Annotated in this window: 18 protein-coding genes and 1 riboswitch; of the genes, 2 read left to right on the top strand and 16 right to left on the bottom strand. The window is 38.8% G+C overall.

Annotation, left to right across the window (positions count from 1 at the left end; genetic code table 11):
• Positions 1 to 61: 61 nt before the first annotated feature.
• The 16 genes from IGK53_RS07970 to IGK53_RS08045 all read right to left on the bottom strand — a co-directional run bounded on the left by IGK53_RS07970 (position 62) and on the right by IGK53_RS08045 (position 19,151).
• Positions 62 to 1,402 (bottom strand): M20 family metallopeptidase, encoded by a 1,341-nt coding sequence (locus tag IGK53_RS07970; RefSeq protein WP_002329098.1) that lies wholly within the window; start codon positions 1,400 to 1,402, stop codon positions 62 to 64.
• Positions 1,403 to 1,634: 232 nt separating this feature from the next.
• The gene (locus IGK53_RS07975) at positions 1,635 to 3,158 is read right to left on the bottom strand and encodes a YfcC family protein (protein WP_002290168.1); all 1,524 of its coding nucleotides are present in this window, start codon (positions 3,156 to 3,158) and stop codon (positions 1,635 to 1,637) included.
• 377 nt (positions 3,159 to 3,535) lie between these two features.
• Positions 3,536 to 4,147 carry an ECF transporter S component gene (locus tag IGK53_RS07980; RefSeq protein ID WP_430604684.1) on the bottom strand — a complete coding sequence of 204 codons (612 nt, stop codon included), beginning with the start codon at positions 4,145 to 4,147 and terminating at the stop codon, positions 3,536 to 3,538.
• A gap of 123 nt (positions 4,148 to 4,270) precedes the next feature.
• Positions 4,271 to 4,395, bottom strand: a riboswitch (FMN riboswitch).
• Positions 4,396 to 4,476: 81 nt separating this feature from the next.
• A complete protein-coding gene (locus tag IGK53_RS07985) occupies positions 4,477 to 5,193 on the bottom strand; it encodes a pseudouridine synthase (RefSeq protein ID WP_002290165.1) in 717 nt (238 codons plus the stop codon).
• Complete coding sequence (gene scpB, locus IGK53_RS07990) at positions 5,194 to 5,769, bottom strand: SMC-Scp complex subunit ScpB (RefSeq protein ID WP_002290163.1); 576 nt, start codon at positions 5,767 to 5,769, stop codon at positions 5,194 to 5,196.
• Complete coding sequence (locus tag IGK53_RS07995; RefSeq protein ID WP_002290162.1) at positions 5,753 to 6,523, bottom strand: segregation/condensation protein A; 771 nt, start codon at positions 6,521 to 6,523, stop codon at positions 5,753 to 5,755. The genes scpB and IGK53_RS07995 overlap by 17 nt, the downstream gene beginning before the upstream one ends.
• Complete coding sequence (locus tag IGK53_RS08000) at positions 6,520 to 6,891, bottom strand: GNAT family N-acetyltransferase (RefSeq protein WP_002290158.1); 372 nt, start codon at positions 6,889 to 6,891, stop codon at positions 6,520 to 6,522. The genes IGK53_RS07995 and IGK53_RS08000 overlap by 4 nt, the downstream gene beginning before the upstream one ends.
• An 18-nt stretch (positions 6,892 to 6,909) precedes the next feature.
• Complete coding sequence (gene xerD, locus IGK53_RS08005) at positions 6,910 to 7,797, bottom strand: site-specific tyrosine recombinase XerD (RefSeq protein WP_002290156.1); 888 nt, start codon at positions 7,795 to 7,797, stop codon at positions 6,910 to 6,912.
• Between the two features lie 95 nt (positions 7,798 to 7,892).
• Positions 7,893 to 8,366 carry a Fur family transcriptional regulator gene (locus IGK53_RS08010; RefSeq protein WP_002290152.1) on the bottom strand — a complete coding sequence of 158 codons (474 nt, stop codon included), beginning with the start codon at positions 8,364 to 8,366 and terminating at the stop codon, positions 7,893 to 7,895.
• A gap of 104 nt (positions 8,367 to 8,470) precedes the next feature.
• Positions 8,471 to 9,334: a virulence factor B family protein gene (locus IGK53_RS08015; protein WP_002290150.1), complete on the bottom strand. Its 864-nt coding sequence runs from the start codon at positions 9,332 to 9,334 to the stop codon at positions 8,471 to 8,473.
• 281 nt (positions 9,335 to 9,615) lie between these two features.
• Positions 9,616 to 11,721 carry a cell division site-positioning protein MapZ family protein gene (locus tag IGK53_RS08020; protein ID WP_016628928.1) on the bottom strand — a complete coding sequence of 702 codons (2,106 nt, stop codon included), beginning with the start codon at positions 11,719 to 11,721 and terminating at the stop codon, positions 9,616 to 9,618.
• A 219-nt stretch (positions 11,722 to 11,940) separates the two neighbouring features.
• Positions 11,941 to 13,050 carry an RNA polymerase sigma factor RpoD gene (gene rpoD / locus IGK53_RS08025; protein WP_002290142.1) on the bottom strand — a complete coding sequence of 370 codons (1,110 nt, stop codon included), beginning with the start codon at positions 13,048 to 13,050 and terminating at the stop codon, positions 11,941 to 11,943.
• Positions 13,051 to 13,073: 23 nt separating this feature from the next.
• Positions 13,074 to 14,915: a DNA primase gene (dnaG, locus tag IGK53_RS08030; RefSeq protein WP_002290141.1), complete on the bottom strand. Its 1,842-nt coding sequence runs from the start codon at positions 14,913 to 14,915 to the stop codon at positions 13,074 to 13,076.
• A 181-nt stretch (positions 14,916 to 15,096) separates the two neighbouring features.
• A complete protein-coding gene (locus tag IGK53_RS08035) occupies positions 15,097 to 17,412 on the bottom strand; it encodes a cation-translocating P-type ATPase (protein ID WP_002329094.1) in 2,316 nt (771 codons plus the stop codon).
• A 188-nt stretch (positions 17,413 to 17,600) separates the two neighbouring features.
• Positions 17,601 to 18,461, bottom strand: coding sequence for a DUF368 domain-containing protein (locus tag IGK53_RS08040; RefSeq protein ID WP_002290136.1), 861 nt, complete (start codon positions 18,459 to 18,461; stop codon positions 17,601 to 17,603).
• A 57-nt stretch (positions 18,462 to 18,518) separates the two neighbouring features.
• Positions 18,519 to 19,151 carry a lysozyme family protein gene (locus IGK53_RS08045; RefSeq protein ID WP_002290135.1) on the bottom strand — a complete coding sequence of 211 codons (633 nt, stop codon included), beginning with the start codon at positions 19,149 to 19,151 and terminating at the stop codon, positions 18,519 to 18,521.
• A gap of 165 nt (positions 19,152 to 19,316) precedes the next feature.
• On the opposite strand from IGK53_RS08045, the gene IGK53_RS08050 reads away from it, so the two are divergent.
• Together IGK53_RS08050 and mprF are read left to right on the top strand one after the other, a co-directional pair.
• Complete coding sequence (locus tag IGK53_RS08050) at positions 19,317 to 20,078, top strand: alpha/beta fold hydrolase (RefSeq protein WP_016628932.1); 762 nt, start codon at positions 19,317 to 19,319, stop codon at positions 20,076 to 20,078.
• Between the two features lie 25 nt (positions 20,079 to 20,103).
• A complete protein-coding gene (gene mprF / locus IGK53_RS08055; protein WP_002290133.1) occupies positions 20,104 to 22,695 on the top strand; it encodes a bifunctional lysylphosphatidylglycerol flippase/synthetase MprF in 2,592 nt (863 codons plus the stop codon).
• The last annotated feature ends 169 nt before the right edge of the window (positions 22,696 to 22,864 follow it).

The following is a 22,864-nucleotide window of genomic DNA, read 5'->3' on the forward strand; positions in this document are numbered from 1 at the left end:
GCACTAAATAAAAAAGACGGAATATCCATTCGAACATCCGCCTTTTTTATATGATTATTTTTTATTTAGCGCACAAACGATACACTGCTTCTGCATAAATTTCCATTGCTTTATACATACTGCTTAATTCCCATCGTTCATTTGCCTGATGCATGAAGTCAGGAGTATCAGGGAACATCGCACCGAATGCCACACACTGGTTCATCGTACGGGCAAACGTAGCGCCACCTGATACAAATGGTTCAGTCATGTCTCCAGTAATCTCGCGATATGTCCCCAATAGGTTTTTCACTAACTCACTGTCCAATGGCACGTATAATGAATCTAGGAAGTCAAACTCTTCATAAGACAACTCATATTTTTCTACTGTTTTAGTTAATTTAGCTACTAAATCCTCTTTTTTGAATGTCACAGGAATTCTCATATCTACACCGATTTTTGTTTGTTCTGGTGTGATTTCCAAACTTGCAAAGTTCATCGTTAACTCACCAGATTGTTCATCTTCTGTCTTGCCCACGACTGCTTCACCAGTTGCATTTTCTTGAACTAATTTTCCTAAGAAATTGATTGGGCCAAAATCGAATACTTCTGAAAGAGCGATTGCCAGACGAGAAATAGCATTCACTCCTTGTGCGGCATCTTTCGCGTGGATACTTTTACCAAGAACGACGATTCCTTCGCCTTGTTCTTCGAAATCGAATCCGTGTTTTTTCAATGCTTCTTTTACTTCAGAAATCTTTTCACCAGAATAAGGAGCTGCATCAGGAACAACATTCAGCGCTCCGCCAGCTTTTACAGAAAAATCGTTCGTTCCAGGACCTGTCAAGTAAGCTTGTAGTAAGCCTTTTTCCGCATAAATTAAAGGGAATTCAGCGTCTGGCGCAAATCCTTGCGTAATGCCTTCTTCTTTCTCGTTATATTTTTCTAAACAACGCCACAAATTTTCTTCATCTGTACCAAAGATAAAACGAATACGTGTTTTGAATTCCACACCAGCGTCCATCAAAGCTTTTACAGCGTACATTGCTGCAATGGAAGGACCTTTGTCATCTTGAGAGCCGCGACCAACTAACCAGCCCTCTTTTACGGTTGGATCGAATGGTTTCGTTTCCCAATTGTTTTCGTCGCCTGCCGGAACAACGTCCATATGACACAAGATACCGAATAATTCATCTCCTGAGCCAATCTCTGAATAACCGTAATAGCCTTCTGGATCTTTAAATGTTCTAAATCCTAGCTTTTCACTGATTTCCAATACTTTGTCCAAAGCTTCAATCACTTTTTTACCGAAGGGGTGTCCTTGCCCTGAATCTGCTTCATCTAGTACGGAAGGGATTCGGATCAATTCGCTCAATGATTCTAATGCTTGTTCATGATGTTGTTCTGTCACAAATTGTTTCATGATTTTAACCTCCTAATATGTTAAAAAGGGTTATGTCAAATGCCTCCGACACAACCTCTTCATCTCTAATAATGACGTTTTAAGCCTGCTCCATCAGCAAGCAGAATGTTCTTAATGATGAAAGAAAAAACACTCACTGAATGGAGCAATCGACTTATCCACGTGCTTATTGATAGCCGTATATCGGTTTCTTCACTCTTATGATAGACCTTGTACCTGTATTTGTCTAGGTTTAGAACATTGCTGCTACACCTAGGATCACACAGATGGCTACAAATAATATCGCAATTAATTTACCAGTAAATTTCCACCACACTGAAACATCGAAACGAGCAATCGCTACAGCACCCATTACGATAGCAGATGTTGGCGTAATCAAGTTTACTAAGCCAGACGCAGATTGATAAGCAGTGATAACTAAATCCTTCCCTACACCGGCAAATTCACCCATAGGTCCCATGATTCCCATTGTTGCAGCAGCTAAGCCAGAAGTTGAAGGAATCAAGAATGACATAGGAATATAGAAAATAAATGTAATGATGATAAATACGCTTGAAGATAATGAACTTAATCCTTGTTCGCCCCAGTGTAAGATAGTATCTGTAATCAAACCGTTGTTCATAACCACTTGAATACCACGAGCAACAGCTACTACGATAGCTACACCAATCAAGTCAGAAGCACCAGCTAAAAATTCAGAGACGAATTCAGATTCTTTCATACCATACGTGATTGCTACGACGATTGACATGACTAAGAACAACATAGTAATTTCTGGGAAGTACCAGTCACCTAGTGGAAGCATGCTTTTACCTAAAACAGTTCCTAGCACCGGAAGATTTGTTAACCAGTTTGTCAATGATTCAAAAATTGTGAAATTCGCATTCAAGGTTGTCCAAGGAATCAAACTGATGATCATGATACCAAAAGTAATGAAGAACAATACATTTACATGTTTTTGTTTTTTCGTGATTACTTCTTGACGACCGATTGCTTCGATATCGAAATGTTTCATATCTTCTTTACGTTGATTGTATACTAATGATTTTGTTGGATCTTTTTCGATTTTTGATGCATAGCGATACACATATACAATAGAAATAGCTAACAAAATAACGAACATCAAGAATCGAAGACCAATCCCTTCACCCATCGAAATCCCAACAGCTTGCGAAGCTACGCCGGTTGCGAAAGGATTGACCGTTGAAGCTAAACAGCCTACTTGAGACCCTACTAATACGATGGCTACTGCTACCACTGTATCAAAGCCTACTGCCATCATAACTGGGATCAGTAAAGCATAGAACGGAATCGTTTCTTCTGCCATTCCGTAAGTAGATCCGCCTAATGCAAATAACAGCATCAATACTGGAATAAGCATTTTTTCTTTTCCTTTGAATTTCTTCACAACTGAAGCGATTCCGGCATCTAGTGCACCTGTTTTGTTGATAATACCTAAAAATCCACCAACAACTAAAATGAAGAAAGAGATTGGGATTGCAGCAGGTGTTTCTTTAGTTAGCTCCCCCGCTGGTACACCTAGCATCCCATTGATTGGTGCCATGAAAATATCCCACAGCCCTTGAGGATTTTGTTGTACTCGTTCATATGATCCAGCGACAATGTTGCCTGCATCGTCTACACTATAGTGCCCAGCTGGTATAAACCAAGTAAGTACAGCGATTACTGCAATAATAATGAATAAGACCGTATACGCTGAAGGCATTTGAAATTTTTTCTTCTTTGTTTGTTCCATCTTCTTCTTCCTTTCTTTTCCGTTAGAGACATCATTTTTGGCTCTAATGTTATTTTATCAAAAAGAGTATCAGAACAAAAATAATAACACGCATTTTATAAAACTTTTGTTCAAAAAGTTCGTTTTTTCCTATTTTCTCCCCCTTTTCTTAGGTTTTTAAAGCTTTCTTCATTTTCATTGTAGCGTTTCCTTTTTTATATAAACAAACATTTCCGTCTTTTAAAAGGAGAAGGATTTCACATTCTAAAAGAACTAATTGATTTTTATGCATAAATAAAAAAAATACTCAAAACAAACAAATAAAACGTTTACAATATTGCATGTATTGTATTTTTTTCCAAAAAAAAGATCAAGAAATTTCTTGATCTTTTTGACATTTATTTAACTGCTGTATGACGTTGTTCCATCTGATGTTGTTTTCGACTTAACCATGGAAGAAGTTGCGCATGTAGCACTAAAAAGACAGCACTCACGATGAATCCTTTGATCAAGTTGAAAGGAACAATCCCAATCAATACATAATTTGCTAAAGACATCCCCAACATCTGTGTCGCGTTCAGTCCTAAAAACATTAAGTAAAGAGGCGTAATAACGTAATAATTCGCGATACTCATGAAAATAGTCAGAGCAATCGTTCCTGTAATCACACCTAAAAATTTATTTCTTCCTTTATGCTGTTTCTTTACACTAAAGAAGTAATAAATCGGGAATGTAAAGATCGTTGTTGATAAGAAACTAGCTGTGTCTCCCACTAGGTTATCTGGAGAAAAACCTGTAGTCAGCAGATGTAATACTGAACGCAAGAACGCTGTTGCTACTCCGGCCGCTGGACCGAATAAGAACATACTGATCAATACCGGGATATCACTAAAATCAATCTTCAAAAAACTAAAAGCCGGCATGATCGGAAAAGCAAAATACTGTAAAACTAATGCGATCGCAGCAAACATCGCTACTGCAACCATTTTCTGTACACGGGTGTTCTTCATTTGAAATCCTCCTGTTAGGACTCCTCTTCAGCGAACTTTTTGACGTTTCTCTCCAAATGAAAAAACTCTATTTTCCAGGGAAAATAGAGTTAGAGTTATTTGATCAAGTGTGCGTCAAATAAGCCCTATCTTCTTTATCCAGACTGTACTGTCGGTATCGGAATTTCACCGATTCAGCTATTTTTTGCAAAATAGGTCGTGGACTATAACCACCGGTCGGGAATTTCACCCTGCCCCTGAAGACGAACCTTATATAATTTTTGTTTACATGTTCATTATACATATCTCTTCAAAAAACGCAACATTTAACGCTTATAAAAAGTAAGTGTTTATTTTGAATGATTCAATAAGCTGCTGACTTCTTTTTTGTTCAATTCACGATAATCCCCAGGGCGTAAACCTTGTAATGTCAAATCACCGTATTTTTCACGTTTTAACTTTTGCACAGGAAGCCCAACTGCTTGAAGCATATTTTTCACTTGATGATTCCGTCCTTCGTGGATCGTCAATTCCACGATACTGTGATTTGTCTTAGGATCCACTGATAAAATTTGGAATTTAGCTGGAGACGTTTTTCGTCCTTCGATCTTTATTCCTTTCGCCAAAGGTGCAAGCATCGATTTTGTCGCAATCCCTTTTACTTTTGCGACATAAACTTTATCCACTTCATGTTTTGGATGTGTCAGGCGCTGGGCAAAATCTCCATCATTTGTCAGCAGTAAGATGCCCGAAGTATCGTAGTCCAGTCGACCTACGGGGTAAATTCGTTCTTTTACCATCGGCAGAAGGTCCGTAACGACTTTTCTTCCTTTGTCATCTGCTACAGCAGAAATGACTCCTTTAGGTTTGTACAATAAATAATAACCGTATTCTTCTTGATAAATTGGCACTTCATCCACTTCCACAGTGTCCTGTTTTCCAACTTTTATCCCTAATTCTCTTACAACTTGTCCGTTTACTTTTACACGTCCTGCAAGGATAAATTCTTCTGCTTTTCGACGGGAAGTGATGCCAGCGTGGGCAATTACTTTTTGTAATCTCTCCATTTACAATTGTTCTCCTTTATTCATTCCATCAAAGAATAGATCTGGTGACACATCTTCTTCAAGTGAAATTTCCATTTCTTGTGTATCAGGCAGTTCCTCTAATGATTTCAGCCCAAAATAATCCAAGAAGTAACCAGTTGTTCCATATAATATCGGGCGACCTGGTCCTTCTACTCTGCCTTTTTCTTCAATCAGTTTATGAGCAGCCAGACGCTGTACCGCTCCTGAAACCTGAACGCCTCGAATCTGCTCGATCTCAGCTCGTGTGATCGGTTGTTTATAGGCAATGATTGCTAAAGTCTCGACAGCGGCTTGAGATAACGTGTTCGATGTTCCTTGTGCATATCGCTTGAGCAATGGCGCTAGCTCTTTTTTAGTCGTTAATACATAATGGCTTTCCGTTTCAAAAATATGCAAAGCTGAGTGCGGGTTTTGAGCGTAAGAGTCTTTTAATTCTTTCACTAAATTTGCGACTTCTGCTTCACTGAGATTCAACAGTCCGCTTAATTCTTCATTACTGATTCCTTCCTCGCCAACAATAAAAAGAAGGGCTTCAAGTTCACTTAATTTCGTCATGTTCGGTATCTCCTACTGCTGGATAAAGCATAATTGATTCATAGTTTTCTTTTTGTTGCGCAATAATCTGTCCTTTTTTCATCAACTCTAGCAAAGCCATAAAAGTAGTGACAACTTCACTTTTGGAAGGCGACTCAAAAAAAGAGTCGAAGGTACAGCCATGCGTATTTCTTTTTATACGCTCTTCGATAAAGATCATTCGTTCTTCGATCGTTGTATCATCCGGCGTAATCGTTTTTTCCACTTTTTGAGAAAATTTCTTACGTTCCAAAATTTTCTGCATGGCACGGATCAGATCGATTTTTTTGACTTGTCCTCGCTTCAACGGTTTTTCAACATCCGCCAATCCATCGATGTTCATAGGGTCTTTTGTGTAATAAAGACTTCGTTCCTCTGCTTTTTCTGTTAATTTTTCAGCCGCATACTTATACTTACGGTATTCTAAAAGCTGAGTGACCAATTCTTCTCGAGGATCTTCTTCCCATAGTTCTTCATCATCTGTAATAAACTCTTGGATAGGGAGCAACGTCTTACTTTTGATTGCCATCAATGTAGCAGCCATCACTAGGTATTCTCCTGCAACAGCTAGCTCTAGTGTCTTCATTGTATGGATATAATTCATATATTGCTCTGTGATCATAGCGATTGGTATATCATATATATCGATTTCCATTTGCTGAATCAGATGAAGCAGCAGATCGAGAGGTCCCTCGAATACATCTAATTTAATATTGATCTCCGTCAACTCATTCACTCTTTCTTCTTTTTCTTTGCTAGCCACTTTCCAATATAAGGCTCTGTGATTTCAGTTGCACGGATGGAGACATCCGGATACTTTTCTTGTAATTCATCTAACATTTGGAAGCCCATGTTCTCACCGCGATAAGATGGATTCAAAGAAATGTCATGGATAATCAGCTGATCGTTCGTTGCCCAATAAACACCAATGATTCCTTGAATGTTGGTCGAACCTTCCGGCGTAAAGAAAAAAAGTTCATAATCATCTTCAGATTCGTACGTATCTATCTCCTTCAACAAAGAAGACTTACCTGTCAGCTTCTTATGGAAACTCAACAGTCCCATAGCAATTTTACGGTTTTCTTTTCGGTAATGTGTTAACATCTTCTCACCTTCCTATGACTAAGCCCTTGGAAAATGCTGCTTATAAACATCTGTCATCCTTTTTTTCGTGATATGTGTATAAATCTGTGTCGTAGAGATATCCGCGTGACCTAACAATTCCTGTACTGTCCGCAAATCTGCTCCGTTTTCTAGCAAATGGGTGGCGAAGCTGTGCCGTAGCGTATGCGGCGTTACTTCTTTGTAAATCCCAGCCTCTCTTACTAGCTGTTTCAGATTTTTCCAGATTCCTTGCCGGGAAAGACCTTTTCCATGATTATTGACAAATACATGCATTTCAGATGCGTCCTTTACAAGTAACGGACGTGCTTCGTCTAAGTAGCGTTCCAGCCATTGGATCGCATAATCACCTAAAGGAATAATCCGCTCTTTATCTCCTTTACCGACTGTCTGTACCAGCCCAAGAGAAAGATGAAGATCTCCCAATTTCAATCCAATCAATTCACTGACGCGCATCCCAGTAGCATACATGACTTCTAAGATTGCACGATCTCTTATTCCTAACGTTTTTGTCGTATCAGGTGCTTCAATCAGCTTTTCTACTTCTGCCAGCGTCAATGTGCTTGGTAATTTCTGCGCTTTCTTTGGCGTATCGATATGCTGCATTGGATCATGATCCGTGATACGCTCTTGTCGTAAAAACTGATGGAATCTTCTGAGGCTTGAGATCATCCGCGTAACGGTTGCTGTCGCTTTTTTTTCTTCATGCATTTTTTCCAGAAAACGGATGACTAAAAAGCGATCGACATCTTGCCATGAAGCAACTTTCTGCTCTTCTAGAAAATGCAAGTATTGTTCCAAATCACGTTCATAGCTTTGACGTGTATTGGCGGATAATCCCCGTTCAATATTCAAGTAGTGGAGATAATCGTTGATTTGCTCTTTCATAATAATCCCCCTCATGCCTCTCTATCATATCAGATACCGCTTCATTCTGATAGTCTTTTTCCATAATCTGAGCAAAGAAAAAGCCGTCTAGACACTCAGACGGACTGGTTTCTTTTTTCTTTTTCATAACATTCCTGACAGATTCCATGGAACGTCAGCCGATGATCTTTTACTAAAAAATGATAACGTTCTTCTACTACTTGCTCCACTTCAAGTAAAAGATCCTCTTCTACTTCCTCGATCGTGCCGCAGTTTAAGCATAGTAAATGATGATGGAAATGTTTAGCGCCCTCTTTTCTCAAATCATAACGGGCTAATCCATCATTAAAACTTACTTTATCGACAATTTTTAATTCTGTCAAGATTTCAAGGGTTCGATAAACAGTAGCAAGTCCAATTTCTGGACTCTTTTTTTTCACTAAAAAGAAGATCTCTTCTGCAGACAAATGCTCTTTCTCATTCTCCAAAAGCACAAGCAGGGTAGCTTCTCTTTGCGGTGTCAGCTTGAACCCCGATTCATGTAGCTGCTGTTTTGTTTTTTTCATCGCCGAAATAGCATTCATGACCATTTACTCAACCCCAACAATTTATAATAATTACAATTTAGAAAAACAATAACACTGTGTTAATTAAAATTATTATAAGCTAGTTAAGAAAAACATGCAAGGGATTCTCAATTAGATTTTTTGACTAATTTTGTCACACCGTTTTCTTGTTTAATCAGTCCTTGTTTCAAAAGATTGCCTAATGCTCGCTTAAAAGCACCTTTGCTGATGCCGAAAGCTTTCATGATGTCTTCTGGATCTGATTTATCTGTAAAGTTGATTTGCTGATCTGCAGAACGTTCTAAAATGGTTAAAATCATTTGTGCATCATCTGATATTGCTTCATACGCTCTTGGTTTCAATGAAAGATTCAGTACACCATCTGGTCGGACACCGATCACACGCCCTTTTACTTGCTCGCCTAGTCGAGGTTCGTTATATCGTTCAGAAGGATGGATAAACCCAAGATAGAAATCTTCAGTCAAAACATACGTACCTGTTAATTTCAAACGGTAGGCTGTTCCTATCACATCTTTGTTTTTCATTTCTTCTGTTCCATACTTGCTTAAAGATTTGAATATTTTTTCGTCTGCTAAACTACCCCAAACACGATCCTTTGCATCAACTCTAAGGGAAATCATCAAACGATCTCCCTTTTTAGGCCACAGCTCTGTCATGGTCGGTAATTCATCAAGAGATACGACAAAGTCTTTATCTGGAAGACCGATATCGACAAATGCGCCTAAATCTTTTCGTGTAGCAGTAACGATCCCAAATGCATAGTGACCGATGCGACTTTTTGGAATTTGTGTAGTGATCCGATTTTCATGTTTTTGATTTTGGTAGCCGAATCCTTCCACTGCCTCACCGATTTTGTGCTCGCCTTCTGATTTGCTTAAGCCAAAGGTTTGCCCATTTTTTTGGACAAAGTAATTTTTTTCATTTTCATCAATAATAATACCTGTAAATATAGTTGCTAATAAATCGTTCATTTTTTTCTCCCTCTATAGTGAAAGGTTTTCTTAATACATTTCTTTGCTATCATAACATAATGTTATCTACTTGAATAGCTGAGCCTTGCTTTGGAAAGGTGAAAAAAGGAGTATGACAACAGTTGTGTCATACTCCCCTTTTTTGAATAAACGGTGTTTACCTGCCAACTCCTCGGTTTCAAGTCACACTATTCATCAAACATGAGAAGCTGTTTTTTGAAATTGTTCCTTGTGACTCAGAGTGAAACGGCAGGCTCACAACCTCTTTCGTTTAGTTAAAACTAATTGCTCCCATTTCCTCCGAACCACCCAGTTTTACAGTTGATCGTTACGATATAAAATGGCAAAGCACTTTCTCCAATGCCTTTCATCAATGCAGATTTTGTTGAAGTGGCATATAGATTGTAATAGCCTTCCCCATTTTCGATTCTGGCTTTTTCTAATCTGTAACCTCCTTCAACGATATATCCACGTTGGATACATGTAGCAATCACTTTGCTTTGGACACCTGGTGCCCACGTCCATGCTGGATTAGATGCATCGGCAATATCACTTGCTCTGGCAGATTTGATTGGCTGATTCGCTGAGTTTGAAGAGGAAGGAGTCGAGGATGCCGCTTCTTGCTGTGCTGCTTGTGCGACCGCAGCTTGTTGAGCGGCTTGAGCTGCAGCTGCTGCTTGAGCGGCTTGTTTTGCTTGTTCTTCAGCTGCTTTTTTCGCTTCTTCTGCTTTTTTCTTTTCCTCTTCTTCTTTTTTCTCTTTATCAGTGAGCATCTTGTCTACTTGTTTCAATTGTTCATTCAACTGAGCAGATAGATCTGTATTTTTCACCTTTTCTACTGCTTCTTTTGCCATCTTGTATTGGTCGCGTGTCGCTGAACCCACTACTTTTCCGTCTTTAAAGACTATAGCTGTTTTTTCTTTAGCTGTTTGCAATTCAGCATATTGATTTTTAGCTTCTGTTTGTGCTTGTTGAATCAATTTTCCAAAATCTGTGTTATCCGTTTCGATCGTTTGTATCTCTTTATCTGCTTTCAACTTGATGTCATCTGCTAGATGATCATCGACGATCACAGGTGCTACGAACCATTCATTCACTTTCTGGATATCTTGGATCTTAGATTGGATATCTTGATAAGTTGTTTCTAACGCTGAATATCCTTTTTCATTCTTAAGACTTGATAAATCATTTTTTAGTTTTGATAGATCTTGATGAATCATATCTGCACGAATAAATTGATGGTGATCATCTGTATAAAAGGCAGCAAGTTTCCCATGAAGGTCTTCCATTTGTTGCTGTCTTTTTGCTTCTGCTGCTACTTCGGCTTCTACTTTTTGATGATGGTCATAATAAGCCCAGCCTCCCCCACCTAGTAGAAGAACTGCTGCTAAAGCGAGATAAGGCACTTTTTTTGATTTTTTCTTTTGTGTCTTATCTAGATCTTTTTTTTCTAGGTTTGATTCTTGAGGCGTTTTTTCAGTATTTGGCACGATTGTTATTGGTTCTGTTTCTGCTTCAATCAGCTCAGGCTGGTTCTCTTCTTTTTCTATTTTAGCTTCAAGAACAGTGTTATCTTCACTTGCAGATTGACTTTCAGCATCGGCTTCATTATTTATTCCATCTGACTCTGTTGATTTCTTGTCTGCTTTTTCGAGCATTTCTCTTTTCTCTGCTTCCGGCAACCCATTCGATTTCTCGTCTTCTGATTGTTTTTCAGACAATACTTCAGTTTTTTCCGGGACATCCGTTTTTAGATCATTCATTTTTAATGATTCTTTACCTGCAGCGTTTACTCTACTAATGGCTTTTTCAGCGTCTTTTTCAGCTTCATGTTCTGGTTCTACTTTGTTTTCCTGTGCAATTTTTTCACTGATCATTTTGAGTAGCTCTTCCGCGTGCTCTTCCTTTGTATCTTCACGATGTGCTTTGATATAGGCGGATAGTATCGAATTTTCTTCCTCATTATCGACGATTTCTTTTAGTTCAGCTACTCTTCTTTTTTGTTTTGATTCAAGGGTTTCTTCTTGATTCTTTCCTGATTTTTCCAAAGTCTCACGAACAGTCGCTTTCTTCTGTTCCCTTTTTTCTTTATTGGCTACTTTATCGTGAGTAGATGATACATCGTCTTCTGATTCTGTTTTTTCGAATAATTCCATCACAGATTCGAGAGGTAGATCTTTCAATTCCGACCATTCGATTGGATCGTTTAATTCTGTATCAGGAAAGACTGCGTCTTCAGTTGATTTATCCTGCATAGTTTCATCTGCATTTATTTCTTCGATTGTTTCTTTTGTTTGCTGATCTTCTGCAGTTAGTTGATGACCGCAGTCTGGACAGATATTGTTCTCATCCATTTTTTTCGATCCGCAATTTGGACATTTTTTCATCACTTAGCGATCGGCTCCTTTACTAGGTTTACGCTACCATTTAATCTATCATATTCTATACGTCACGCCAATAGCTTATTTTTAGGATTTACTTAAAAATAATGAATAAATTTTCTTCCTATAGAAAAAAAAGCTTGAGACCGCGTAGTCCCAAGCTTTTTTTCTTTTAAAATAAACCAAACCATTTGACTGATTTCTCTTCTGGTCAATAGTTCGTGCTTATTCTAAGAAGTCTTTTAATTGTTTCGAACGAGAAGGATGGCGTAATTTTCTCAATGCTTTAGCCTCGATCTGACGAATACGTTCCCGAGTAACACCAAATACTTTTCCTACTTCTTCCAGTGTTCTCGTACGTCCATCGTCTAGACCAAAACGTAAGCGAAGGACATTCTCTTCCCGATCTGTCAATGTATCTAGTACATCTTCCAATTGTTCTTTTAGTAGTTCATATGCTGCGTGTTCTGCTGGACTTGTTGCTTCTTGGTCTTCGATGAAATCACCTAAATGAGAATCATCTTCTTCACCGATTGGCGTTTCAAGGGAAACAGGTTCCTGCGCGATTTTCAAGATTTCGCGGACTTTTTCTGTCGGAAGGTCCATTTCTGCACCGATTTCTTCCGGCGTAGGTTCTCTTCCAAGGTCTTGCAACAATTGACGCTGGATACGAATCAATTTATTGATTGTTTCTACCATGTGAACTGGAATACGGATCGTACGTGCTTGGTCGGCGATTGCACGAGTAATTGCTTGACGAATCCACCATGTAGCATAAGTAGAAAACTTGAATCCTTTGCGATAATCGAATTTTTCAACTGCCTTCATCAGCCCCATATTTCCTTCTTGGATCAAGTCAAGGAACTGCATGCCTCGCCCTACATAACGTTTAGCGATACTTACTACTAAACGAAGGTTTGCTTCTGCTAAACGCTGTTTTGCTTCTTGGTCGCCTTCTTCGATTTTCAATGCTAACGCTACTTCTTCTTCCGCAGTTAAAAGGGAGACACGGCCAATTTCTTTCAGATACATACGAACCGGGTCATTGATTTTTACACCGGTTGGCGCAGAGAGATCTTCTGTTTTTGCCTGTTCAGCTTTTTTCTCAGCACTTTTCAAGCTGTGAATTGATGGATCACCATTTTCATCCACCACACTGATACCTGCGTCTTCAATCTTTTGGATCAATTTGTCCATTTCATCTGCATTCAAAGTGAATGGTGTAGCAAGCTGATTGGATAAATCATCATATACAACTTGTCGTTTGGGTTTGTTTTCTTTGATGAAAGCTGCTACTGCTGCTTCATACTTTTTTTTATCTGTTCCATTTGCCATAAAAGAAGGCCCCCCTTGAGTAGCTATTTGGCTTGTTTTAACTGTTTCGTTAAATTGATGATTTCGATCGTCAATTCAAGCTCAAGCTGTTTGTTCCCAGTACGTCTGGCTTCTTGCTGCATTTGTTTTTTTAATGTTATTTCATCAGCTAAGCCAGATTTGCTGATCACATCTAGCAAGTCTTGGATTTCCCGTGGCGAACTTTCTTCTGCCACCGGTAGATATTCGATCTCCACCACCAACCGCCTTAAATTTTCATCTTGCAAAAAGTCTAAAAACTCTGCAAGGTTGAATTCATAATGTTGTGAGACATATGCATCGAATAAAAAATAAACTTCTGCATATGCGTCGTGGATAAACTGAAATTCTCGTTCTTTTAGAATATTGCGGACAGAAACTTCTTTAAATGCGCGGTACAACAGAATCTGCTCTGCCTTTTCTACCTGCGTCAACGGTCTCTTCTTCCGTGCAGTTTCTTGTCTCTTGGTCTGCGTATGTTGGTTTTCCTGAGGTTCTTGACGATTTTGCTGATTTGTTCTTCGGAGCTCACGCAATTGTTTTTGTATCGTCTCTCTGCTGACCTGAAACTCTGTGGACAGCTGCGATAAATACATATCTTGTTCAATTGGTGAAACGACTCGGCTAAGTTCAACTAATAATTCTTCAAGGTACTCGATTTTGTCTTTTTCATTCTCTAAATTTTTCCCTTGTTTCAAATAACGTGATTTAAAAGTAAAAACTGTTTCACGCCCATGAGCCACTAATTCTTGAAAAGATGCTTCCCCATACTTACGGAGATATTCATCAGGATCAAGCTTTTCTGGAACGACTACGACCGAAAGTCCTAAGCGACTATTTTGCCGAAGCAATTCAATCCCTCGATTGGTTGCTTCAAAACCTGCGTTATCTCCGTCATAACAAAAAACCAGTTCTTTCGTCAGTTTTTCCATTTGCTGGATCTGTTGAGCTGTCAGACTTGTTCCCATGGAAGCTAATCCAGTTTTGATACCAGCCTGCCATGCAGCAATCACATCCATAAAACCTTCGAACAACAAGATTTCTCCATTTTTTCGGATATCGCTTCTTGCTTTATCAAGATTAAATAAAACTTGTCTTTTATTAAACAATTCTGTTTCCGGACTGTTCAAATATTTGGGCTGATCTTTTTCCTGCCCTTTTTCAGGTGCAAGCCAGCGTCCTGAAAACCCGATTGTCTGGCCTTGAGGATTACGAAGGGGAAACATCACCCTTTGGTAAAAACGGTCCGACAGACGGCCATCATCATGTGTGACAAACAATCCAGAACGTTCTAACAATTCATTTGAGAATGATTCATTCTTGAAGACTTGCTGAAGAAACGAGCGTTCATTAGGCGCAAACCCGATATTGAATTCTTCAATCAATTCTAAAGACAACCCACGACTTTGCAAATATTCTAAGGCTGGCTGTCCCGCTTTTGTATGCAACAGCATGTGATGATAGATTTCCGCTGCTTTTTCATGAGCAGCAATCAATTTTCCTGTAGCAGATTCAGGATTTTGTACAGCTACCGTTCGCTGACGCCATTGATCTTCCAACGGAATCTGTTCGAAATCTGCTACTTTTATCACTGCTTCTGGAAAACTCAGTCCTTCTAGTTCTTGAAGAAAAGTAAACACGTTTCCGCCTTTGCCGCAACCAAAGCAATGAAAGATCTGCTTGTCTTCTGCAACAGAGAAGGATGGTGTGCGTTCTTCATGAAAAGGACACAGCCCTAAGTAGTTTTTACCAGACTTTTTCAATTGGACATATTGTCCAATCACCTCAACGATATTCGTTTGACTGCGTACCGTTTCGATAACTTCTTGAGGAATCCGTTGAGCCATTTTTCCACCCCCTGCTTTATTGATATCTTTTCGTTTTAACAAAAGATATTTCAGGAGAATAACCGGTAAAAAATCGCACTAACTGAAATCAGTGCGATTTTAAAGGACACAATTATACATGCTTGATTGTATCATATTTCAATTCTTTTTCAAGTATAACACATTTCTATTTAATTAAGCATCAATTTGCTACTCTTTTCAGTAGCTGATTTTGAATATCAGCCTTCCAGTACAATAATCGAAGGACAATATTTATGATCATGAACATAACGAAGTATCCTATGGTTTCTCCTAAACCTAAGTTTACTTCCAAAATTCCGTGGAACAGCATCGCAGCTACATATATCCCTACGATTGTCGTTACTGCTAAGAATATTCGCAACGGGTTGAAAGGATAACAAGCTTTTACAACTGCCATGCAGCTGATTCCAATTAGCAAGTAATACATCAACGTAGTGGTTTCACTACTTCCCCACGCGAACGTTTTTCCAAGTAGATACACTGCTATGATATTCACTACTACAAGCAAGGCATTCGGCAACGCGTTGATAAGTGCAGTAGGCAAGTAACGGTAAGTGATTTTGCGTTTATCTTGTTCAAATGATAAAAAGAAGGAAGGATACCCTTCAATCGCCAAATCAATCAGCGTAATCTGGATAGGGATAAATGGAAATCCAATAGCTGTAACGGCACAGATAATCGATAAAATAAAAGAATAAATCGTTTTGATGAAAAAGATACCGGAGACTTTCGTCACATTGTTGACTACCCGACGTCCTTCAAACAGGACTTCTGGCAATGTCGTAAAATCAGAGTCCAACAATACCAGATTAGCAATTTGACGTGTCGCTCCGTCACCTTCTGCCATGGCGATACTACAATCTGCTTCTCTTAATGCCAAAACATCATTTACGCCGTCACCTGTCATCGCAACCGTTCTGCCGCTATCTTTCAATTCATTTACCAGTAATTTCTTTTGCTGAGGACTCACTCGACCAAAAACGGTATATTGATGTGCAGCTTCTCGCACGTCCGATTCTTCAGTAATCTGAGAAAGGTCGATATACGCATCGTAATTCGGTAATCCTGCACGTCTGGCAATATTGGAGACAGTAAATGGATTATCTCCAGAGATTACTTTCAGGTCAACGCCTTCCTCATGAAGATAAGCTAGTGTTTCTGGCGCATTTTTTCGGATTGGGTCATCGATTTCAAACAGAGCAACTGGCTCAACAAACGTGGGGTTTTCTTCGTTTAATTGCTGATTTGGAGCAATCCCCAACATAAGTACGCGATAGCCATTCGCTTGAGCTGTTTTTAGACTATCTGGCAGCCGATCTTCTTCCACCAAGCGTTCAGGTGCTCCTACGTATACGACTCCTAATTCTGGAAACTCCATCGCACCCCATTTGCGATCAGAAGAAAATGCGACTTTGTTTGTTACATCATAACGATTAGAAAGCTCAAAATACTCTCTCATCGCCCGCATGGTGATGTTGTTATCACTGCTTTCTGCAAGATACGTTCCCATAATTTCTGGAATAGCTTTTTCATACAGCGGATGTAATGCTTCTACACGCTGGATACTCATTTTCCCTTCAGTAATGGTTCCTGTTTTATCCAAACATAATGTATCGACGTGAGCAAGTGTTTCAATGGAATACATGTCTTGAACAAGAATCCGTTTTTTTGCCAGTTTTGTTACACCTGTCGTTAACGCAATACTTATCAGCAATACTAATCCCTTTGGAAGCATCCCTAACAAAGCTGCTGCAGAGGCAATAACTGAAATCTTGATAGAAGCATCGCGAATGAACAGTGCCTCCAAAAATAGTATGATCCCTAAAGGAATAATCACGAAACTAGTGAACTTGGATACTTTACGAATCGAATCTACAAGTTCAGAATGAATAGCTTTGTGGGTTTTTGCCTCGCTAGTCAAGCGGACAGCATAATTATCTGCCCCTACTCGGATGACTTCAGCCATGACAGAACCACTTGTCAAAAAGCTCCCAGAAAGCAATTCAGCTCCAGCTTCTTTGACAATCAAGTCAGATTCACCTGTCAAAAGAGCTTCATTTGCTTCTGCCCGTCCTGATATGACCTGCAAATCGGCTGGTATCTGTTCTCCTGCTCCGATTTTTACCAAATCTCCTAATACCAGCTCTTTAGTAGAAATCGATTGTTCTTTACCGTCCCGAATCACTAGTACTTCTGATTGGGAAACAATCGATAATTTCCGTACAAGATTTCTTGCATGTATTTCTTGATAAATTCCAATAACGATATTTACGATAATAATTGCTAAATATGCCATGTTGGAATAAGCACCTACAAATAACAGGCAAATCCCGATACCGAAGTTCAGAAAATTGAATAACGTCAATATATTATCGCTGAATATTTGCTTTGTACTTTTTGATGCATCTTCCTGGTAGTCATTTTGCTGGCCAGAAGCCATTTTTTGAACTACTTCTTGCTGTGTAAGTCCATTCATTTTCTTTTTCTCCATTTTCCGCCAACTTTCAAAAATAATCACGTGTTTAAGTCTAGCGTGTTCCAAGGTTAAAAACAACTTGTTTTTATAAAATTTATAGAAAAACACACGAATGATTCTTACGAAAAAGATGCTGATCTTTTTTGTATGAATCACCCGTGTGTTGTTTTTTTATTATCGAACTATCTTTACTTATATTGTTCTTCCAAACGGCTCATCCACCATCCTAGTGCTGTACCAGCTACAAAAAGAACAGGACAAGCTAGCACGCCAGCGACTCCCAATCCCGCGTAATCAGTAGGGATGATCATAATCGTTGAAGCAAAAACGACGCCTAAAATAAAATGGAATAGCTTACTGTATGCCTTTGAGAAAATATAATCCATGATTTTTGACAAGCCAAGGACACAAAGAACCCCACCAATTCCGATCGGCAAGATGACTTCAAACCGAACTTCTTTAAATCCGTCAGCCATCGCTTTGTACAATCCCATATATACCAAAAAATTAGAAGGACTCAATCCTGGGACAATCATCCCTAAACCAATCAATCCACCGGCGATCAGCCAAGTCCCAAAATTCTGATCGACTTGTCCATCAAATAATCGAGCACCGTATAATAAAAACAAATAAGCCAGAACAAAAGTAACAACCATGATGATCACATCAGAAGTATCTCGTCCTTTTTTTCCTGCTTCTTTCCATAAGGCAGGAACAGTTCCGACGATACACCCAACAAAAAACCACAATATTGTTGTTTCATACGCCCCTAATAAAAAACTGACTAAAAAAGAAAGTAAAAAGATGCCTGTCACTCCGCCTAGACCAACAGGCAGGAAAAACAAAACATTTTCTTTGAAATTTTTTGTGATATGGGCTAGAAAAGAAATCAGTCGCTCATACATGCCAAAAACAGCTGCTAATGCACCACCGCTGACCCCCGGCAAGATAAATCCTGAACCGATAAACATTCCCTTCACAAACCGCAACATCCAATCTTTGGTTGTGTACCCCACTTTTTGATTTTCTATTTTTTGCCTTTTTTCCACTACTTGCGCACTCCTTCTTTCAACTCATTTTATTATGTTTGGATATTTCCTACTCGTTTATTTAAAGACTTTTTCATAAGTCTCTATTATTTTTTCATTCATTTTGACAATATCAGGATAAAACATGTTACCTCCATTATGATAGAGATAGCCGCCGTTGTAAAGCAAGGACTGGATTCGCCAATATCGGTACTGTTTTCCTTCCTCATTTCCTAAAAGCGGGCTTAACACATCTTTAGAATACGCTTCTGCTAGTTCTACTGTGTTTTCTCCGCCATGATTTTTTACATAGGCAATATAATCTTTCCCAAAATTATACGCTTGGACAGCGGTCCACAGATCACATCCTTGTTTTTTTGCTTCCATTATCATCTCCGCCAAATATTTGACCCCTTGATCAATACTGTCAGCTGGATTATCAATGATATCGGCTTCTCCATGCAAACTCTCTGAACTCTGCATGAGATCTGTGCCTTTTCCTTTTGATTCGGTCAAGATTATTGCCTTGATCAATTTTTCGTATGCTTCCATATGATAATTTTTTGCAGCTGTCGTTATTTCTATTTGATAGCTTTCCACCCGTTTTACTGAGCGATAAGTTCTTCCTCCTAAAAACAACACCGCACCAATGACCGTTAGAAGGATCATGTAAAAAAGAATACGGATAATAGATAATCGTTTTCGCTTCATTTCATCACCTAGTTATTTTGACATCTTTTTTATCTTACTATTTCTTTATCTTCTTGGCTATTTCTTCCTTAAATTCTGTGTACACCTTAAGAAAAAATGAATTTTCCTGTGTTTTTTATCATCTTACGAAAATGATCGTTGTTTTTCAGTAAAAACGATTGCCCAATGACTGTTATAATCGTTATACTTTACACAGTAGGTGATTATGTGAAAAAAGAAAAGAAATATGCAAAAATGTCAGACGGGAGCGAAATTTATTATGAAAAGAGTGGTCAAGGCTTCCCACTCTTTTTACTGCATGGCAATGATGGCAGCGGCCGCTTTTTTTCAGAACAGGTTCCCGTGCTTGAACGCTACTATACTGTTTATCTAGTAGACAGCCGAGGACATGGCCGTTCAACAAATGAAGCATCTATATTGAATTTTCATTTGATGGCTGAGGATCTGAATACGATTATGTTGCTAGAAGAAATCAATCAGGCAGATTTTCTTGGATTTAGCGACGGCGCAAATTTGGCATTGGTATTTGCCAGCAGCTTTCCTCAAAAAGTTCATCGATTGATTTTAAATTCTGGAAACACGCTAGTTAAAGGCGTTCGTTTTTCTGCCAGAGTCATCAGCAATTTTCATTATGCATGGGTATGGTTGCTCTCTTTATTTCGCCCAAGCCTTCGCAAAAATCTGTTAGTTATTAAACTATTGCTGCATGATATCGGCCTTACAGAAAATGATTTAAAAAAAATCAACTCCCCAACTTTGATTATTGTAGGAAAAAAAGATGTGATCAAGCTGAAACATTCTCTGTATATAGCTAAAACTATACCAAAAGCTTCTTTTGTACTTGTAAAAGAACAAGGACATGAATTAGCTAGAAAAGATCCTGAACGCTTCAACCGAGAAGTTCTTCAATTTCTTTCTGAAACATAATTATTAGGAATAGAAGGTGATTTATTTGTTAAAAACTACCATACAATGGCTGAAAAACCATCTAGGACTGTTCAAAACAATCTTTTTGATTTCTGTCATTGTCATTATTGTCGGTGAATTGATGTCCATCGGTAAGACTCTATCTATCCAGCAATTAGGAGAAACGTTTGCCACTATACCTATTTGGAAAAGCGGACTTATGCTGTTGATTGGTCTTGTCTCTGTGTTACCTATGATTGGTTATGATATTATTTTGAATCGGATGCTTGAACAAAAGCAGAATCCTCGTTACTTGTTTGAGACAAGCTGGCTGATCAATACAATCAACAATATTGCCGGTTTCGGCGGGTTTGTTAGTGTGGGGCTTCGCTCTGAACTATATGGACAAAAGAAAGAGAGCAGAAACGTGATCCAAGCATTATCGAAAGTTTTCTTGTTTTTGATGGCTGGACTTTCTATTTACAGTCTGCTTTCTTTTTTACTTGTAGTCTTCACGCCAGTTGCTCCTTTCTTGAAGCAATATTGGATATGGCTGATTGGCGGTGGTCTGTATTTCCCTGTTGTCTTTTTATTCACTACTTTCAAAAAGAAAGGATTCCTTGGTGGTACCTCACTTAAAACGCAAGGACAGCTCTTGCTTGTTTCATTATTGGAATGGTCTGGTGTCCTGTTCAGTTTTCTTTCTGTTGGTTACCTAATGGAAATCCGAATCGATCTGTGGCAAACGATTCCGTTATTCATTGCTGCTTCAGTGATAGGGATCGTGTCTATGATTCCTGGCGAGATCGGCAGTTTCGATGTGATGATGATTATCGGATTATCTGCTATTGGTGTGCCAAGAGAAACAGTCGTTGTGTGGATCTTGCTTTATCGTCTGTTCTACTACATCATTCCGTTTTTGATTGGAATCGTCTTTTTCTTCAAAAATATCGGTTCCACTTTTGATCAACGTTATTCAGGGATCCCTAAGCAGTTAGCAACAGAAATCGCGCATAAAATCGTGGTTGTCCTCTTATACTTTTCTGGAATCATGTTGGTACTTTCTGCCACTATTCCGCAAGCTTTTACAGAGTTTCGCTGGCTTCATAGTTTGAACCCATTGAAATTCCACTTTATTATCCAATTTCCTAGTATATTATTAGGATTTCTTTTGATTGTTATGGGGAGAGGGATCGCTGCACGCGTAAAACGAGCCTATCTGCCTACAATTTTCTTGATCGCACTCGCTTTGTTTTATGTTTTATTAAGCGATTTTAGCTTCACACCGGTGATTTTCTTGTCTATTCTGCTTCTGATCATTCTTGCGTCCAAAAACGAACTGTTTCGGGAACAACTCATCTATTCGTGGGAATGGCGTACGATTGACGGAATCATTATCGGTGCATTGACATTGCTTTATATCGTTATTGGTGTATACAATCTGCCTGATTTTCCACATCGGCGTCACCATTTTATTTCCTTTTTCTTATTCCCTTCTGAAAAGATTTGGTTTTCAGGGTTGTTGGCCATTATCGCCGTTAGCTTCATGATCGTTTTATTTGTCCATTTTCTTCAAGGAGAAAAGAAACAGATTGGCGAAGCCTTTAATGAAGAAAAGGCACTGAAGATCCTCACAACTTATGGAGGAAACTCCGACAGTCAATTGATCTTCTTAAAAGACAAGCGGATGTTTGCCTACGAAAAAGACGGTGAACCAACTGTGCTTCTCCAATTCGCTTGCTTCAATAATAAATGCATCGTAATGGGCGATCCTTCTGGTAAGAAAGAAGATTTTCCAGAAGCAATTGAAGCTTTCATCGAAGAGACAGACCGATTATGTTATTTACCTGTTTTCTACGAAACAAGCGAAGAGATCGTTATGATTTTGCATGAATTCGGCTATGACTTCATTAAAATGGGGGAAGAAGCTTATGTAGACCTGAATAGTTTTACAACATCAGGGAAAAAAATGAAGGGCACTCGGGCTGTCTTGAACCGAATTGAACGAGAAGGATTTACATTTGATGTCTTACAACCGCCGTTTTCTGCTGAGCAAATGAGTATTTTCAAAAATATTTCTGATAATTGGTTGGGTTCACGAAAAGAAAAAGGTTTTTCTTTAGGCTTTTTCTCGGAAGATTATTTACAAAGAGCGCCTATTGCTGTAGTCAAAAATACTCAAGAAGAAATTGTCGCTTTTGCGACGATCATGCCTACTTACACGAACAACAAAGTAGGAACGATCGATTTGATGCGATATGATCCCAAAAAAGCCCCTTCCGGCAGTATGGATTTCTTGTTCCTGCATTTATTTGCTTATATGAAAGAAGAACATATCCAATGGTTCAATTTAGGGATGGCACCTCTTTCAAATGTTGGAACTTCCAGAAAGAGTTTTTTACAGGAAAGAATTGCTTACTTGGTTTACGAGTTTGGCTCTCATTTTTATTCTTTCCATGGATTAAGAGAATACAAAAGCAAGTACGCTACGAACTGGGTCTCACGCTACACCCTATATTCGCGAGATAGTTGGATTGCATATGTTATGATTGCTTTGCTGATTATTGATAATGCGCCAGTTGAGCAGACACAAGGTAGAATAAATGGTTTGAAAAAATGGATACGAAGAAAGTACTAAAAACTGCGTAGTTAGTAAGGAAACACTCACAATATAAATAAAAGAGACTGAACCAAAGCGTGAGGTACGGCTCCTGCCCTCTCTTATTGTACAATTGAAGAACAAAAAAAGCGGTCAAAACAAGATTTCTGTTTTGACCGCTTTTCATTTTAAACATTTTTCATTACCA

This window comes from Enterococcus sp. DIV1224 (assembly GCF_050555455.1).
Taxonomy (GTDB): domain Bacteria; phylum Bacillota; class Bacilli; order Lactobacillales; family Enterococcaceae; genus Enterococcus_B; species Enterococcus_B lactis.